Origin of the sequence: Paraburkholderia sp. GAS448, from assembly GCF_050435685.1 — a bacterium.
Lineage (GTDB): Bacteria > Pseudomonadota > Gammaproteobacteria > Burkholderiales > Burkholderiaceae > Paraburkholderia.
In genome coordinates this window covers 1-15,524 of sequence record NZ_JBNDKT010000050.1, presented here as the reverse complement: position 1 = coordinate 15,524, position 15,524 = coordinate 1, and the positions used below count along the sequence as shown (strand labels likewise).

Genomic DNA, 15,524 nt, shown 5'->3' with positions numbered 1-15,524 from the left:
CCTTGCCGAATTCGCTGGCCATTCCGGTCAGCCTGGCAGCGCGAACACCATGCAAATTCTGATTTTTATGTCCGACCTGCAAACCTCTACCCCGAATACCGAATCTTTTGCGGCTCTGTTCGAAGAGTCGCTGACCAAGCAGGACATGCGCGCTGGCGAAGTGATCTCCGCCGAAGTCGTGCGTGTCGACCACAACTTCGTGGTCGTTAACGCTGGTCTCAAGTCCGAAGCCTACATCCCGCTCGAAGAGTTTCTGAATGACGCGGGCGAGGTAGAAGTGCAGGCGGGCGACTTCGTTTCCGTCGCGATCGACGCGCTGGAAAACGGCTATGGCGACACCATCCTGTCGCGCGACAAGGCGAAGCGCCTGGCTTCGTGGCTGTCGCTGGAAAAGGCCCTCGACAACAACGAACTCGTGACCGGCACGATCACGGGCAAGGTCAAGGGCGGCATGACCGTCATGGTCAACGGCATCCGCGCGTTCCTGCCGGGCTCCCTCGTCGACACGCGTCCGGTCAAGGACACGACGCCGTACGAAGGCAAGACCCTGGAATTCCGCGTCATCAAGCTCGACCGCAAGCGTAACAACGTCGTGCTGTCGCGCCGTGCCGTGATCGAAGCCACCCAGGGCGAGGAGCGCGCGAAGCTGCTCGAAACGCTGAAGGAAGGCGCGATCGTCGAAGGCGTGGTCAAGAACATCACCGACTACGGCGCGTTCGTGGACCTCGGCGGTATCGATGGCCTGCTGCACATCACCGACATCGCATGGCGTCGTGTGCGTCACCCGAGCGAAGTGCTGTCGGTTGGCCAGGAAGTCACCGCGAAGATCCTCAAGTTCGATCAGGAAAAGAACCGCGTTTCGCTCGGTATCAAGCAACTGGGCGACGATCCGTGGGAAGGCATCTCGCGCCGTTACCCGTCGGGCACGCGCCTGTTCGGTAAGGTCACCAATATCACCGACTACGGCGCATTCGTCGAAGTTGAATCGGGCATCGAAGGCCTCGTTCACGTGTCGGAAATGGACTGGACGAACAAAAACGTTGCACCGTCGAAGGTTGTGCAACTGGGCGACGAAGTCGAAGTCATGGTTCTCGAAATTGACGAAGACCGCCGCCGTATCAGCCTCGGCATGAAGCAGTGCAAGCCGAATCCGTGGGACGACTTCAGCCGCAACTTCAAGAAGGGCGACAAGCTGCAAGGCGCAATCAAGTCGATCACCGACTTCGGCGTCTTCATCGGTCTGCCTGGCGGCATCGACGGTCTGGTTCACCTGTCGGACCTGTCGTGGAGCGAAACCGGCGAAGAAGCTGTTCGCAAGTACAAGAAGGGCGACGAAGTGGAAGCGATCGTGCTCGGCATCGATGTCGAGAAGGAACGCATTTCGCTGGGTATCAAGCAGCTCGAAGGCGACCCGTTCAGCAACTTCGTTGCAATGAACGACAAGGGTTCGATCGTCGACGGCGTGGTCAAGTCGGTGGACGCGAAGGGTGCAGTGGTTACGCTGTCGGCTGACGTCGAAGGCTACCTGCGCGCTTCGGAAATCGCACAAGACCGCGTGGAAGATGCGCGCAACGTGCTGAAGGAAGGCGACAAGGTCAATGCGATGATCATCAACATCGACCGCAAGTCGCGCGGCATCAACCTGTCGATCAAGGCCAAGGATTCGGCCGAACAACAGGAAGCGATCCGCGGCCTCGCTGCCGACACGAGTTCGGCAGCAACTGGCACGACGAACCTCGGCGCGCTGCTGAAGGCCAAGCTTGACGGCCAGAACCAGTAAGCCTTAAGGGGTCTGCTGCAGTATGACCAAATCGGAATTGGTCGCCCAGTTGGCTACGCGATTTCCGCAGCTTGTTCTTAAAGATGCGGATTTCGCGGTGAAGACGATGCTTGATGCGATGTCGGAGGCGCTTGCCAACGGTCATCGCATCGAAATTCGTGGCTTCGGCAGCTTCGGCCTGAACCGTCGTCCTTCCCGCGTCGGGCGTAATCCGAAGTCGGGTGAGAAGGTGCTGGTACCGGAGAAGTACGTACCGCACTTCAAGCCAGGCAAGGAATTGCGCGAACGTGTGGATGGCCGTGCGGGCGAGCCGTTGAAAGCAGAGTCGCCGGACGACGATCTGTGAGATTGAGCAGCGTCGTCGACGGCCAGTGCCAGACGGCAAAAGAGACCAGAAAGGCGCCTTCGGGCGCTTTTTTTTTCGTCTTTCGCTTTTTCCACGTTCGCGCCTCACGGGGAACGCTTCATTTACAATACGGGTCACTTCGGCGCGGGCAACACCGTGGCGCGACGCGCCATCAGGCCGGCGTCGTCCCGCAACTGCCGTCAAGAGACCTATACATGAAATTTATCGTCTGGTTGATCCGCGTTCTGGTGTTCGTGCTGCTGCTGGTGCTCGCGTTCGCCAATACGCAACCCGCTACGCTGAATTTCGTCGGTGGTTTCGTCTGGCAGGCGCCATTGATCATGATCGCCTTGGCGTTTTTCGTGGTGGGGTTACTCGCCGGGCTGGCTTCGTCGATGCCGGTAATGTTCCGGCTGCGGCTCGAAAATGGCCGCCTGAAGCGCGAGCTACGCGTCGCGCGCGAGACGCCGGCGGTTGTCGAAGAACCACCGCTGCCTCCGCTGATCTAGTTTTCTTCCTGCCGCGCGTATTCGTGCACGCCGGCGCCTGCCTCTTACTTCCGAACAACTCGCATGGATCTGGATTTCTGGTGGCTGCTCGTCATACCCGTCGCGTTCGCTCTCGGCTGGATGGCGGCGCGTTACGACCTCAAGGCGCTGCTGTCCGAAAGCGCCAGTCTGCCGCGCTCGTATTTCCGCGGGCTGAATTTTCTGCTCAACGAGCAGCCGGACCAGGCCATCGATGCGTTCATCGAAGTCGTCAAGCTCGATCCCGAAACGATCGAACTGCATTTTGCACTGGGTAACCTGTTCAGGCGTCGCGGCGAGACTGACCGGGCGATTCGCGTTCACCAGAACCTGCTGGGCCGGACGGATCTGCCGGTCAACGCGCGCGACCACGCATTGTTCGAATTGGGGCAGGACTTTCTAAAGGCGGGTCTGCTCGATCGCGCCGAGGAAACGTATCGCTTGCTCGAGTCGGGCGACTACGCACTTGGCGCGCAACGTGCGCTGTTGACGATCTACGAGATCGAAAAGGACTGGAACAAGTCGATCGAAACCGCCCGACGCCTTGAAACGATGGGCGCGGCTTCGCTGGAGAAGGAAGTCGCCCAGTTCCATTGCGAGCTGGCTCAGGAAGCGTTGCAGCAGAAAAGTCCGGATGAAGCACGTCGGCAGCTCGAACTGGCGTTGAAGGCGAATCCGCAGAGCGTGCGCGCGACGATCCTGTCCGGCGATGTCGATACTGCGGGTGGCGCGCAGGAAGCGGCCATTGCCCAGTGGCGACGCGTCGAGGAGCAGAATTCAGCCTACCTGCCGCTCGTCGCCGAGAAACTGATGAAAGCGTATCAGGCACTTGGTCGCGCGGAAGAAGGTGCGGATCTGCTGACGACATGGGTTGACCGCTATCCGTCCAACGATCTGCTGGATGTCGCCTATCAGTATGTCGCGTCGCTGCGCGGGTCGGACGCGGCGCATACCCTGGCGCGCACGCAGATGCAAAAGTCGCCGAATCTGGCGGGGATGACGCGGCTGCTGGAGGCGCAGCAGGCGACTGCGGAAGAGCCGCGCCGCAGTGAGCTGGAACTGATGCGCACGCTGATCCGCCAGCGAACCAAGAATCTGCCGCGCTACACATGCCAGAATTGTGGTTTCCGGGCGCGTCTTTTCTACTGGCAGTGTCCGGGCTGCAGCGGTTGGGAAACCTATGCTCCGCGCCGGGTCGAGCCGATTACCGCGTCGAACTGAGGGCCACACGCCGCATTTGCAGCATTTGATGACTGCTGCTGCGTCGACATGCGCCCTGCGCGGCGCTCCGCACCTGTTCAGCCGCCGGCCTGTCGACGCACCACACAGAACCGTAACTACCGGATTCGCGAACCGAGTCCATTACCGGAACACACTACCGGAGCGCGTATGAAAATCACTATTATCGGCACGGGCTACGTTGGCCTCGTCACGGGCGCGTGCCTTGCCGAAATCGGCAACGACGTTTTCTGTCTCGACGTCGATCCGCACAAGATCGAAATTCTCAACAACGGTGGCGTGCCGATCCACGAGCCGGGTCTGCAGGAAATCATCGCGCGTACCCGGGCGGCGGGCCGCATCACGTTTTCGACCGACGTCGAAGCGAGCGTCGCGCACGGAGAGGTTCAGTTCATTGCGGTTGGTACGCCACCCGACGAAGACGGCTCCGCGGATCTGCAATACGTGCTCGAGGCTGCACGCAAGATCGGCCGCTTCATGACCGACTACAAGGTGATCGTCGATAAATCGACGGTGCCGGTCGGGACGGCGCAGCGCGTGCGCGCCGTCATCGACGAGGAACTCGCAAGGCGCGGTCTCCCCGACAGTGCGCAACACGCGTTTTCCGTGGTGTCGAATCCCGAGTTCCTGAAGGAAGGCGCGGCGGTCGACGACTTCATGCGCCCGGATCGCATCGTGCTCGGTAGCGACGACGACGAAGCCGGCATGCGTGCCCGCGAAAAGATGAAGCGCCTGTACGCGCCGTTCAACCGCAATCACGAACGCACGCTATACATGGATGTCCGTTCGGCCGAATTCACGAAGTATGCGGCTAACGCCATGCTGGCCACGCGTATCTCGTTCATGAACGAGATGGCGAACCTCGCGGATCGCGTCGGTGCGGATATCGAAGCAGTGCGTCGCGGTATTGGCTCGGATCCGCGCATCGGCTACCACTTCCTCTACGCCGGTTGCGGCTATGGCGGTTCGTGTTTCCCGAAGGACGTACAGGCGCTGATACGCACCGCAAGCGAAACGGGCCCGGGCCTGCGCATCCTCGAAGCGGTCGAGGAAGTGAACCACGAGCAGAAGGAAGTGCTCGTGCGCAAGATTGCGAAGAAGCTCGGCGACGATCTGACTGGTCGCACCTTCGCTGTGTGGGGTCTCTCATTCAAGCCGAACACCGACGACATGCGCGAGGCCCCGAGCCGGCGCGTGATTGCGGACCTGCTTGCCCGCGGCGCGACCGTGCGCGCGTATGATCCGGTCGCGGTCGACGAAGCACGTCGCGTCTTCAGGCTCGATCTGGCTGACGTGCCTGAGCAGCTTGCGCGTCTGCATTTCACCAGCACGCAGGACGAGACGCTCGCCGGTTCCGATGCACTGGTGATCGTGACCGAGTGGAAGGAGTTCAAGAGTCCGGATTTCGTGCATCTAAAATCGGTGCTAAAGTCGCCGTTGATCTTCGATGGCCGCAACCTTTACGAACCCGAGGCGATGACCGAACTGGGCATCGACTACCACTCGATTGGACGTCCGCATGTCGAACTTTCCGAATCTGCGCTCAGCGCCTCAGCCAATGCCTGAGATCGCAACGCCGATCCCCGAGGTCGGAGCTGTGCCGCGCGCACGGCTCGCGGCCGCGCGCGTTCTGGTCGTCGGCGACGTGATGCTGGACCGTTACTGGTTCGGCGACGTGAACCGCATTTCCCCCGAAGCGCCGGTACCGGTCGTGCATGTGCAGAGGCAGGAAGACCGTCTCGGCGGCGCGGCGAACGTCGCACGAAATGCCGTGGCGCTCGGTGCGCAGACGGGGCTCCTGTGCGTGGTCGGTCATGACGAACCGGGCGAGACCATCGTCAAGCTGCTTGGCGAAAGTGGCGTGCACGCGCACCTCGAACGCGATCCCGCATTGCTCACGACGATCAAGCTGCGCGTGCTGTCGCGCCAGCAGCAGCTGCTGCGAGTAGATTTTGAAAACACCCCGGCACACGAGATCCTGCTGGCGGGCCTTGCCCGTTTCGATCAGCTGCTTGGGTCGCACGACGTGATCCTGATGTCGGATTATGCGAAGGGCGGTCTCACACACGTCACGCGGATGATCGCGAAAGCGCATGCGGCCGGCAAGCCAGTGCTGGTCGATCCTAAGGGTGACGACTGGGAGCGCTACCGTGGCGCAACGCTTATCACGCCCAACCGCGCCGAGTTGCGCGAAGTGGTCGGCCAGTGGAAATCGGAAGAAGACCTGCACGCCCGTGTGGCGAAGCTGCGTGAGTCGCTTGCGTTCAAGGCGCTTCTCCTGACGCGCTCGGAAGAGGGCATGACGCTCTTCTCCGACGAGGGTGTTCTGCACGCCTCGGCCGTTGCGCGCGAAGTGTACGATGTGTCAGGCGCGGGCGACACCGTGATCGCCACGCTCGCCGTGATGCTCGGCGCCGGACTGTCGCTCGTCGAGGCGGTCGCGCTGGCGAATCGCGCGGCCGGCATCGTGGTCGGCAAGCTCGGTACCGCCACCGTCGACTACGACGAACTCTTCCAGTGATATCGCGCGCCGCTTCGCGTTCCTTTGCGTTTCTTCGCGACGCGAGCGGCGTGCACCAGTTGAACTCCCTTACCGCAGGACGACCATGACCCTCATCGTCACCGGCGCAGCCGGCTTTATCGGCAGCAACCTCGTCAAGGCGCTCAACGATCGCGGCGAACAGCGCATCATCGCCGTCGACAACCTGACCCGCGCGGACAAGTTCAAGAATCTCGTCGACTGCGAAATCGACGACTACGTCGACAAGACCGAATTCGTCGAGCGCTTTGCGCGTGGCGACTTCGGCAAGGTGCGAGCGATCTTTCATGAAGGCGCGTGTTCGGACACGATGGAAACCGACGGCCGCTATATGATGGACAACAACTTCCGCTACAGCCGGGCGGTGCTCGATGCGTGCCTCGACCAGGGGGTGCAGTTTCTATATGCATCGTCGGCAGCTACTTACGGCGGCTCGAGCCGCTTCGTCGAAGAGCGCGAAGTGGAAAAGCCGCTCAACGTCTATGGCTATTCGAAGTTCCTGTTCGACCAGGTGATTCGCCGCGTGCTGCCCACTGCCAAAACGCAGATCGCCGGGTTCCGCTACTTCAACGTGTACGGCCAGCGCGAGACGCACAAGGCGCGCATGGCATCGGTCGCATTTCACAACTTCAACCAGTTCCGCGCCGAGGGCAAGGTCAAGCTGTTCGGCGAATACAACGGCTACGCCGCCGGCGAGCAGACGCGCGATTTCGTCTCCGTCGAAGATGTGGTGAAGGTCAACCTGTTCTTCTTCGACCATCCGGAGAAGTCGGGCATCTTCAATCTCGGCAGCGGCCGGGCACAGCCTTTCAACGACATCGCATCGACCGTCGTCAACTCGCTGCGCGCACTGAGGAACGAGCCGGCGTTGTCGCTCGCGGAGCAGGTTCAGCGCGGCTTGATCGAATACATTCCGTTCCCTGACGCGCTGCGCGGCAAGTATCAGTGCTTCACGCAAGCCGATCTCACCAGACTGCGTGCGGCCGGCTACGACGCTCCGTTCCTGAGCGTGCAGGAAGGTGTCGATCGCTACGTGCGTTGGCTATCTGGCCAGCTATAAAGCACTCGCGCGCGTCAATACACTGGAGTCTCCTGGTTGGCGGTCGTCGCTGGCCGGTTGTTCAAGGGAGATTCCATATGTTCAAAAAATTGCTTGTTGCGGCGGCGATGCTCGCCGCCTTCGGTCAGGTCTTCGCAGCGGTTGACGTGAACACCGCTAACGAAGACGCCCTGCGCGGCGTCAAGGGTGTCGGTCCGGCGCGCGCCAAGGCGATCCTCGACGAGCGCAACGCGCACGGTCCATTCAAGGACGCGGCCGATCTCAGCAAGCGCGTGAAAGGCCTCGGCGGGCACACCCTCGAGCGGCTGCAGGGTGAAGGCCTCGCGGTTGGACCGGCCGGCGCGCAGACCACGGCATCCGCGCAGGGCAAATCGGCCCCTGCTGAAGCAACGGGCGCAAAGAAAGACAATTCAACCGTAGTGGTGAAGAAATAGCGTGACGCGGGTGGTCGCGTGGGTGCGTACGCGGCCGCCCCAGCGTTCAGCGCAAGGTTCCGGTTCTGGTTGAGGCGTCAAGCGACACCCCTTCAGCCGTCATTCGGATGACTGGCTCCCGCGGTTTGTGCCGCGGGCTTTTTGCCTGAGAGGAACGATCTACCGGCAAAGCCGGAACGGCGTGCGTCCACACCGTCAAGAGGGGTGCACGGCAGGGGCGAGCGTCGTAGTTTAGAATCAATGGATTCCGCGCACCGCTTACACGCATTCGATATGGCTTACAAAACTATTGAAGACACGATCGGTAACACGCCGCTCGTGCAACTCGTTCGGCTTCCCGACGACGAAATACGCAGTCGCAACAATGTGATTCTCGGCAAGCTCGAAGGGAACAACCCGGCCGGTTCGGTGAAGGACCGGCCGGCGCTATCGATGATCAAGAAGGCGGAAGATCGTGGGCGCATCAGGCCTGGCGATACGCTGATCGAAGCGACGAGCGGCAACACAGGCATCGCGCTGGCGATGGCTGCGGCGATCCGCGGCTACAAGATGGTGCTGATCATGCCGGAAGACCTCTCGGTCGAACGTCGTCAGAGCATGGCGGCGTACGGTGCGCAGATCATGCTCACGCCTGTGACGGGCGGCATGGAATACGCGCGCGACCTTGCCGAGCAGATGCAGCGTGAAGGCAAGGGCACCATCCTCGACCAGTTCGCCAATCCCGACAATCCGCTCGCACACTACGAGACGACGGGCCCGGAAATCTGGAACGACACCGAAGGCCGCATCACGCACTTTGTCTCTGCGATGGGCACGACCGGCACGATCATGGGCGTGTCGCAGTATCTGAAAGAAAAGAACCAGGCGATCGAGATCATCGGCGCGCAGCCGGAGGAAGGTTCGCGCATTCCCGGCATCCGTAAATGGCCTGAAGCGTATCTGCCGAAAATTTTCGATCGCAGTCGTGTGGACCGCGTCGAGAACGTCAGTCAGGCAGCATCAGAAGCGATGGCACGGCGGATGGCCGCCGTCGAGGGCATCTTCTGCGGGATCTCCTCCGCCGGCGCCTGCGAAGTGGCGTTGCGTATCGCGCGTCAGGTTGAGAACGCGACGATCGTGTTCGTCGTGTGCGATCGCGGCGACCGTTACCTGTCGACGGGCGTATTCCCGGCTTGAGCGTCAGGGGCGTTCGCTGAAACGAAAAAGCGCCGGGTATTGCCGGCGCTTTTTTTATCCCACTGCGTGATCTGCATTGCAGATCACGTCGTCATGCTGCTTACTCCGCGTTGTTATCAGGCGCTGCAGGCGGTGCGCTGCCCGCGGCGGCATCGGTAGCCAGTTGCGCCTTGATTTTCTGGCCCAGTTGATACACCGCGAGCGCGTAGAAGAAGCTGCGGTTATAACGCGTCAGCACGTAGAAGTTCTTCAGGCCCAGCATGTATTCGGTAGCGCGGCCCGGCGTCGGCAGATCGATTACCGTGACAGGCGTGCCGGCTTCCGACGCGACGTCCAGCTCCGGCTCGTTCATCAGCATCCCGGCGCGCAGTAGCTGCGCGAGCGGCCAGTGCGGTTCTGGCTGGCCGTCCGCGGCAGCCTGGGCGACGCCCTGGCTGCCGGTGTCCGGCGCAATCCTCCACACGACGGGCCGGCCGTTCTCCCAGCCGTTCTGCTTCAGATAGTTCGCCACACTGCCGATCGCGTCGGCCTGGCTCGTGCGCAAATCGATCTGCTTGTTGCCTTCGAAATCGACTGCATACTGGACGATGCTGCTCGGCAGGAACTGTGGAATGCCGATTGCGCCCGTGTACGAGCCGAGCACCGAGTTCGGATCGAGTTGCGCGTCGCGAGTCCAGACAAGGAAGTCTTCGAGGTTCTTGCGGAACGTCGCCTGGCGGTCGGCGCGATTGGGCGTGTTCGGGTAATCGAAGGTCAGCGTAGTGAGCGAATCGAGCACACGGAAATTGCCCATGTAGCGTCCATAGATCGTCTCGACGCCGATGATGCCGACGATCATCTCGGGCGGTACACCGAACTGCTCATAAGCGCGCTGCAGCGTGGCCTGGTTGGCGCGCCAGAACTTCACGCCCGCAGCGACGCGCACCGGATCGAGGAAGCGCGCCTGATAGGCCCGCCAGTTCTTGATCGAAGGCGACGGCGATGGCGTGACGAGCTTCACCGCCGTCGCCGAATAGCTCGCGCGCGCGAACAGCGCGTGCAGTGCGGCTGGATCGAAATCGTAGCGCGCGACCATGTCGTCGATGAAGGCATTGACGTTCGGGTTGTTCGCGTAGCGCTGCGGGATGATTTCCTCTTCGAACGTCTGTCCCTGTGGCACGGCCTGCTGCGGCTGGCCTTGCGCGACGATGAGCGGCGGCCTTGCGGGAGCGGTCTGGGCCACGGCGGCATTGGCCGCAGCGAAGGCGCAGACCGCTACGGACAGTGCGGCGGCAAAGGACGTTACGCGCAGCCGGTTTCGTGCAGACAGAGCAAGCTTGACGGTCATAAGGGAGAGGAGCGGGTACGGTGCGAAGGGATTCGGCGCAGTATACCCGAGGCCATGCGCGGAACCATGACCAGAGCGCGTTTCGGCGTCCTGATGTGGTAACTTGATGGCTGGCGCGCTATCCAGGGTGCGCTCATATGGAAGGAGACATGCTGCGCACGCTCGACGCGTCGTGTGGCAAAAGAACACGCTTATGGCAACTGGCTTCTATTCCCACGCTGACTGTCTGCTGCACGAAATGGGGCAATGGCATCCCGAATGTCCAGCGCGCCTGCAGGCAATCGAGGATCAACTGATCGCAAGCCGTATCGACTCGCTGATCGAACGCGAGTCGCCGCCGCTCGTCGATGAGGCCGCGCTGCTGCGCGTGCATACCCAGGCGCACCTCGACTACATCCGCAGCCGGTCTCCAGGCAAGGGGTATGCGGAGATCGATCCGGACACGTCGATGAATCCGCATACCTTGCAGGCGGCATTGCGCGCGGCAGGCGCGGCGGTCGCGGCCACCGATGCCGTGATCGAAGGTCGCTACGACAACGCGTTCTGCAGCGTGCGGCCGCCCGGGCACCACGCGGAACCGGCCCGCGCAATGGGCTTCTGCTTCTTCAACAACGTGGCGATCGCCGCGCGACATGCGCTGGAAGTGCACGGCCTGCAGCGCGTCGCGATCATCGACTTCGACGTGCATCACGGCAATGGCACCGAGGCCGCTTTCGCGGGCGATTCGCGCGTACTGATGTGCAGCTTTTTTCAGCATCCGTTCTATCCGTTCACGGGCGCGGACAATCAGGCGCCCAACATGGTCAACGTGCCGCTCTCCGCGCGCACGACCGGCATGGTCATGCGCGAAGCCGTCGACCTCATGTGGCTGCCGCGTCTGCACGCATTCAAACCGGAGATGCTGTTCGTGTCGGCGGGCTTCGATGCGCATCGCGAGGACGATCTCGGCAACATGGGACTCGTCGAGGACGACTACGCGTGGCTGACGGGGCTGATTCGCGACATCGCCGAACGCTATGCCAAAGGGCGCATTGTGAGCACGCTGGAAGGCGGGTACAACCTGTCGGCGCTGGGGCGCAGCGTGGTCGCGCACGTACGCGCGCTCGCCGGTATCTGAAGCAGGGCGGTGAGAGAAGGGGTACGTCATGAGCAATCGGAACCCACAGGTTTCGCAGACAGCGAATGAGGGTGTGGAGCTTGTTGAAATCACGCACGACGCCTTTGGTGTTCCGGGCACCACGTGTCTGACGCTCAACCGTCCTGACGCGTTCAACGCGCTGTCGGAGCCGTTGCTCGACGCGTTGCAGTCTGCATTGGCGTCCCTCGCGCAAACGGAGGTGCGCGTGATCGTGATTGCCGGCGCTGGCCGTGCGTTTTGCGTCGGGCACGATCTCAAGGAGATGCGTGCGGCGCCGTCGCTTGCGTATTACCAGGAACTCTTCGCACGCTGCACGAAGATGATGCTGACGATTCAGCGGCTACCGCAGCCGGTGATCGCGCGGGTGCAGGGCGTAGCGACGGCTGCCGGTTGTCAGCTCGTCGCGATGTGCGATCTGGCCGTGGCCGCCGATACCGCGCGCTTCGCGGTATCGGGCGTCAATCTCGGGCTCTTTTGCGCGACGCCGTCGGTGCCGTTGTCGCGCAATCTGTCGCGTAAGGCCGCGTTCGAGATGCTCGTCACCGGTGAATTTATCGATGCGCACAAGGCGCAGTCGCTGGGTCTGGTGAATCGTGTCGTGGCCGCAGACGATCTCGACGCCGAAGTCGCAGCGCTCGCGGCCAGCATCTGCGCGAAACCGGCGCAAGCCGTGCGCGCGGGCAAGGGGCTCTTCTATCGCCAGCTCGAAATGGGCGTGGATGCGGCCTACCAGCTGGCAGGCCAGACGATGGCCTGCAACATGATGGACGATTCCGCGCTCGAAGGCGTCGAGGCGTTCATCGAGAAACGCGCGCCTAAATGGCGTCACTGATCTTGCACTGCTTCTAGCCGGCGCGAGCCGGAATCCATGCGGTCGAGAGCCTGCCTCTAATTCTCTCAGGTTATAAAAAAGTCGGAATTGATTATTAAAGAGAATGTCGACGATGCGGTAAAATCGCGCTTCAAATCCCAATAAAAGCAACGGCGGCCGAGTGTCGGAGCGCAAAACGCTCGTCGGACAAGCCCGCCGTTTAGTTTTTTTCATGATCGAACTACGCAATATTTCCCAGCGTTTCGCAGGTCCCCGGGGCTGGGTTGAAGCGCTGCATAACATCAATCTGTCGATTCCGGCGGGCGAAGTGTTCGGCATTATCGGGCGCAGTGGCGCGGGCAAGAGTACGCTCGTGCGCACCATCAACCTGCTGACCCGTCCGTCCGAAGGCAACATCGTCGTCAACGGCCGCGATCTCACGACGCTGCCCGCGGCGCAGTTGCGCGAGGCGCGTCGAGAGATCGGCATGATCTTCCAGCATTTCAACCTGCTCTCGTCGCGCACCGTCTACGAGAACGTCGCGCTGCCGCTCGAACTCGCCGGCATGAAGCGCGCCGACATCGAGGCGGCCGTGTTGCCGCTGCTCGATCTCGTCGGCCTGTCGGCGCAGAAGGACCGCTATCCGGCGCAGATCAGCGGCGGGCAAAAGCAGCGCGTCGGCATTGCGCGGGCGCTGGCGAGCAGGCCAAAGGTGTTGCTGTCGGATGAAGCGACGTCCGCGCTCGACCCTGAAACCACCCGCGCAATTCTCGACCTGCTCAGGCGCATCAATCGCGAACTCGGCTTGACAGTCGTGCTGATCACGCACCAGATGGACGTGATCAAGCAGGTCTGCGATCGCGTGGCCGTGCTCGATGCAGGGCGCGTTGTCGAGGAGGGGAAGGTCATCGATGTGTTCCTCCAGCCGCACCATGAAGTCACGCGTGCGCTGATCGGCGACGTGATCGCGCAGGACCTGCCACCCGCGATGAAGGCGCGCGTCGCCGGGCGTTTGAAGACGGGCAGCGGTCATCTGCTGCGTCTCGCGTTCACGGGCTCGGGTGTCGACCAGCCGATCCTGTCGGAGACGATTCGCCGCTACGAACTGGACTTCAACATCCTGCACGGCCAGATCGACGAAATCCAGGGGCAGGCGTTTGGCTCGCTTGCGGTGCTGGCGGGCGGCGAACCGCTGAAGGTCGCGCAGGCGCTCACGTATCTGCGCGAACAAGGTGTGGTGGTCGAGGAGATGTCGTATGTTGAGTGAAATGTTCGATATGTTCGTCCAGTCGTTCTGGGAAACGCTCGTGATGGTGGGCATTTCAGGACTGGTCGGCGCGGCGGCGGGTTTGCCGCTCGGCGTGCTGCTCTATCTGACGGACCGCAACGGCGTCCTGCAGAACATCGCCGTGAATCGCGTGATGGGCGTGATCGTGAACGCAGTGCGCTCGACACCGTTCATCATCCTGCTGGTCGCGGTAATTCCGTTCACGCGGCTGGTCGTGGGCTCGTCGATCGGTACGGCCGCCGCTGTGGTGCCGCTGACGATCGCCGCTGCCCCGTTCATCGCGCGTCTCGTCGAGACGGCGCTGCGCGAAGTCGACCGCGGCCTGATCGAAGCCGCACAGGCAATGGGCGCGACAACCAGCCAGATCGTCTTCAAGGTGCTGCTGCCGGAATCGCTGCCGGGCGTGGTGGCCGGGCTGACGATCACCTTTGTTTCGCTGGTCGGTTATTCGGCGATGGCCGGAGCGATCGGCGGTGGCGGGCTCGGCGATCTGGGTATCCGCTACGGCTATCAACGCTTTCTGCCGGAAGTCATGCTGACGGTCGTCGTGATCCTGATCGTTTTCGTGCAGCTGGTGCAGTCGTTTGGGGATTGGCTCGTGCGTCGTCTGAGCCATAAATAACAAGGGTTCCGTCAACGGACCCCGCTTGAACAGGTTGGAGAAAGGTCACTCATGCAACGTCGTTCGATTCTCAAGTTTGCGGCCCTGCTTGGCGCCGCGTCGCTCTTCGCTTCTGTCGCGCAAGCCGATGAAACGATCAAGGTCGGTGTTACCGGCGGTCCGCACGCGCAGATCATGGAAGTCGTGAAATCGGTAGCGGCCAGGAACGGCCTGAACATCAAGATCGTCGAATTCTCGGATTATGTGCAGCCCAACGCGGCGCTCGCGGGCGGCGATCTCGATGCGAACAGCTACCAGCACGACCCGTATCTGCAGGCGCAGGTGAAGGACCGCGGCTATAAGCTCATCAAGGTGGCGGACACCGTGACTTACCCGATGGGCATCTATTCGAAGAAGGTGAAGTCGCTTGCCGAACTGCAGCCGGGCGCGAAGATCGCGGTGCCAAACGATCCGACCAACGGCGGCCGTGCATTGCTGTTGCTGCAGAAGCATGGTCTGTTGAAGCTGCGTGCCGATGCCGGCCTGAAGGCTACACCGCTCGACATCGTCGATAACCCGAAGAAGCTGAAGATCGTTGAGCTCGACGCCGCGCAGATTCCGCGTTCGCTCGGCGACGTCGACGCGGCCGCGATCAACACGAACTTCGCGATGGAAGCGGGCCTGAAGCCGAAGCAGGACGCGATCGCCATCGAGGACGCGAACGGTCCGTATGTAAACATCATTGCGATCCGCGAAGCCGATCGCAACAAACCGTGGGTCGCGAAGCTCGTCGCGGCGTACCACTCCGCGGAAGTGAAGCAGTTTATCGAAGGTAAGTTCGGCGGCGCGGTGATCACGGCGTGGTAAGCCGCGACGCCCGCATTCGTAGGCTGATCAAGCGCAATCTCGAAATTAGGGGCGTCAGTAGGAACCCGGGCTTGTCGTTCGGGTTTTTTTGTCGTTAAAATAGTACGATCGTTCGATATTGTTGAGCCGCTGCCGAAGCGCGCTATCTTCGATGCAAACAACCGGCGGGCGCGGTTGCCGCGAAGGCAGTCGTTATAATGTCCGTTGGGTTGACGTATTCGTAACTTTGGAGCGTGTGCATGAAAATCCTGGTGCCTGTGAAGAGAGTGGTCGATTACAACGTGAAAGTCCGGGTGAAGTCGGACGGCACGGGCGTCGACATTGCCAATGTGAAGATGTCGATGAACCCGTTCGACGAGATCGCGGTTGAGGAAGCCGTGCGTCTGAAGGA

15 protein-coding genes and 1 pseudogene are annotated in these 15,524 nt (G+C 61.7%); 15 read left to right on the top strand and 1 reads right to left on the bottom strand.

All coding sequences use genetic code 11. The features are described from left to right. Nucleotides 1–49: 49 nt before the first annotated feature. From rpsA to cysM, 9 genes are all read left to right on the top strand, one after another. The gene (gene rpsA, locus P3T23_RS42175) at nt 50–1,780 is read left to right on the top strand and encodes a 30S ribosomal protein S1 (RefSeq protein WP_133662199.1); all 1,731 of its coding nucleotides are present in this window, start codon (nt 50–52) and stop codon (nt 1,778–1,780) included. A 22-nt stretch (nt 1,781–1,802) separates the two neighbouring features. After that, entirely contained in the window at nt 1,803–2,126 is a 324-nt protein-coding gene (locus P3T23_RS42170) for an integration host factor subunit beta (protein ID WP_090528992.1), read from the top strand. A gap of 215 nt (nt 2,127–2,341) precedes the next feature. Beyond that, nucleotides 2,342–2,635 carry a LapA family protein gene (locus P3T23_RS42165; protein ID WP_429321984.1) on the top strand — a complete coding sequence of 98 codons (294 nt, stop codon included), beginning with the start codon at nt 2,342–2,344 and terminating at the stop codon, nt 2,633–2,635. A gap of 63 nt (nt 2,636–2,698) precedes the next feature. Beyond that, on the top strand, nt 2,699–3,874 hold the full coding sequence (lapB, locus tag P3T23_RS42160; RefSeq protein WP_429321983.1) for a lipopolysaccharide assembly protein LapB: 1,176 nt from the start codon (nt 2,699–2,701) through the stop codon (nt 3,872–3,874). A 168-nt stretch (nt 3,875–4,042) separates the two neighbouring features. Beyond that, nucleotides 4,043–5,458, top strand: a complete 1,416-nt coding sequence (locus tag P3T23_RS42155) for a UDP-glucose dehydrogenase family protein (protein WP_429321982.1) — start codon at nt 4,043–4,045, stop codon at nt 5,456–5,458. Beyond that, nucleotides 5,412–6,413 (top strand): D-glycero-beta-D-manno-heptose-7-phosphate kinase, encoded by a 1,002-nt coding sequence (gene rfaE1, locus P3T23_RS42150; protein WP_429321981.1) that lies wholly within the window; start codon nt 5,412–5,414, stop codon nt 6,411–6,413. Before P3T23_RS42155 ends, rfaE1 begins: the two co-directional genes overlap by 47 nt. A gap of 85 nt (nt 6,414–6,498) precedes the next feature. Beyond that, nucleotides 6,499–7,491, top strand: a complete 993-nt coding sequence (gene rfaD, locus P3T23_RS42145) for an ADP-glyceromanno-heptose 6-epimerase (RefSeq protein ID WP_429321980.1) — start codon at nt 6,499–6,501, stop codon at nt 7,489–7,491. A gap of 77 nt (nt 7,492–7,568) precedes the next feature. Beyond that, entirely contained in the window at nt 7,569–7,925 is a 357-nt protein-coding gene (locus P3T23_RS42140) for a ComEA family DNA-binding protein (RefSeq protein WP_429321979.1), read from the top strand. Nucleotides 7,926–8,198: 273 nt separating this feature from the next. Continuing rightward, complete coding sequence (gene cysM / locus P3T23_RS42135; RefSeq protein ID WP_429321978.1) at nt 8,199–9,101, top strand: cysteine synthase CysM; 903 nt, start codon at nt 8,199–8,201, stop codon at nt 9,099–9,101. A 100-nt stretch (nt 9,102–9,201) separates the two neighbouring features. Here the strand turns inward: cysM and mltB are convergent, their stop codons facing one another. Continuing rightward, nucleotides 9,202–10,428: a lytic murein transglycosylase B gene (mltB, locus tag P3T23_RS42130; RefSeq protein ID WP_429321977.1), complete on the bottom strand. Its 1,227-nt coding sequence runs from the start codon at nt 10,426–10,428 to the stop codon at nt 9,202–9,204. A 193-nt stretch (nt 10,429–10,621) separates the two neighbouring features. Here mltB and P3T23_RS42125 point away from each other — a divergent pair, with 193 nt between their 5' ends. The 6 genes and pseudogenes from P3T23_RS42125 to P3T23_RS42100 all read left to right on the top strand — a co-directional run. Continuing rightward, nucleotides 10,622–11,545 carry a histone deacetylase family protein gene (locus P3T23_RS42125; protein ID WP_429321976.1) on the top strand — a complete coding sequence of 308 codons (924 nt, stop codon included), beginning with the start codon at nt 10,622–10,624 and terminating at the stop codon, nt 11,543–11,545. Nucleotides 11,546–11,573: 28 nt separating this feature from the next. Then, entirely contained in the window at nt 11,574–12,398 is an 825-nt protein-coding gene (locus tag P3T23_RS42120; protein WP_429321975.1) for an enoyl-CoA hydratase, read from the top strand. A 211-nt stretch (nt 12,399–12,609) separates the two neighbouring features. After that, complete coding sequence (locus tag P3T23_RS42115) at nt 12,610–13,644, top strand: methionine ABC transporter ATP-binding protein (protein ID WP_429321974.1); 1,035 nt, start codon at nt 12,610–12,612, stop codon at nt 13,642–13,644. Then, nucleotides 13,634–14,287 carry a methionine ABC transporter permease gene (locus P3T23_RS42110; protein WP_429321973.1) on the top strand — a complete coding sequence of 218 codons (654 nt, stop codon included), beginning with the start codon at nt 13,634–13,636 and terminating at the stop codon, nt 14,285–14,287. The genes P3T23_RS42115 and P3T23_RS42110 overlap by 11 nt, the downstream gene beginning before the upstream one ends. A 51-nt stretch (nt 14,288–14,338) precedes the next feature. Beyond that, on the top strand, nt 14,339–15,133 hold the full coding sequence (locus tag P3T23_RS42105; protein ID WP_429321972.1) for a MetQ/NlpA family ABC transporter substrate-binding protein: 795 nt from the start codon (nt 14,339–14,341) through the stop codon (nt 15,131–15,133). Nucleotides 15,134–15,372: 239 nt separating this feature from the next. Next, nucleotides 15,373–15,524 (top strand): annotated as a pseudogene (locus P3T23_RS42100) (electron transfer flavoprotein subunit beta/FixA family protein); the annotation flags it as partial.

What these genes read in the sequence shown, in the direction of transcription:
- mltB (WP_429321977.1), bottom strand. Translation starts at nt 10,428, where the DNA reads ATGACCGTCAAGCTTGCTCTGTCTGCACGAAACCGGCTGCGCGTAACG.
- lapB (WP_429321983.1), top strand. Translation starts at nt 2,699, where the DNA reads ATGGATCTGGATTTCTGGTGGCTGCTCGTCATACCCGTCGCGTTCGCT.
- rpsA (WP_133662199.1), top strand. Translation starts at nt 50, where the DNA reads ATGCAAATTCTGATTTTTATGTCCGACCTGCAAACCTCTACCCCGAAT.
- P3T23_RS42115 (WP_429321974.1), top strand. Translation starts at nt 12,610, where the DNA reads ATGATCGAACTACGCAATATTTCCCAGCGTTTCGCAGGTCCCCGGGGC.
- P3T23_RS42155 (WP_429321982.1), top strand. Translation starts at nt 4,043, where the DNA reads ATGAAAATCACTATTATCGGCACGGGCTACGTTGGCCTCGTCACGGGC.
- cysM (WP_429321978.1), top strand. Translation starts at nt 8,199, where the DNA reads ATGGCTTACAAAACTATTGAAGACACGATCGGTAACACGCCGCTCGTG.
- P3T23_RS42105 (WP_429321972.1), top strand. Translation starts at nt 14,339, where the DNA reads ATGCAACGTCGTTCGATTCTCAAGTTTGCGGCCCTGCTTGGCGCCGCG.
- P3T23_RS42170 (WP_090528992.1), top strand. Translation starts at nt 1,803, where the DNA reads ATGACCAAATCGGAATTGGTCGCCCAGTTGGCTACGCGATTTCCGCAG.
- rfaE1 (WP_429321981.1), top strand. Translation starts at nt 5,412, where the DNA reads ATGTCGAACTTTCCGAATCTGCGCTCAGCGCCTCAGCCAATGCCTGAG.
- P3T23_RS42110 (WP_429321973.1), top strand. Translation starts at nt 13,634, where the DNA reads ATGTTGAGTGAAATGTTCGATATGTTCGTCCAGTCGTTCTGGGAAACG.
- P3T23_RS42140 (WP_429321979.1), top strand. Translation starts at nt 7,569, where the DNA reads ATGTTCAAAAAATTGCTTGTTGCGGCGGCGATGCTCGCCGCCTTCGGT.
- P3T23_RS42125 (WP_429321976.1), top strand. Translation starts at nt 10,622, where the DNA reads ATGGCAACTGGCTTCTATTCCCACGCTGACTGTCTGCTGCACGAAATG.
- P3T23_RS42165 (WP_429321984.1), top strand. Translation starts at nt 2,342, where the DNA reads ATGAAATTTATCGTCTGGTTGATCCGCGTTCTGGTGTTCGTGCTGCTG.
- P3T23_RS42120 (WP_429321975.1), top strand. Translation starts at nt 11,574, where the DNA reads ATGAGCAATCGGAACCCACAGGTTTCGCAGACAGCGAATGAGGGTGTG.
- rfaD (WP_429321980.1), top strand. Translation starts at nt 6,499, where the DNA reads ATGACCCTCATCGTCACCGGCGCAGCCGGCTTTATCGGCAGCAACCTC.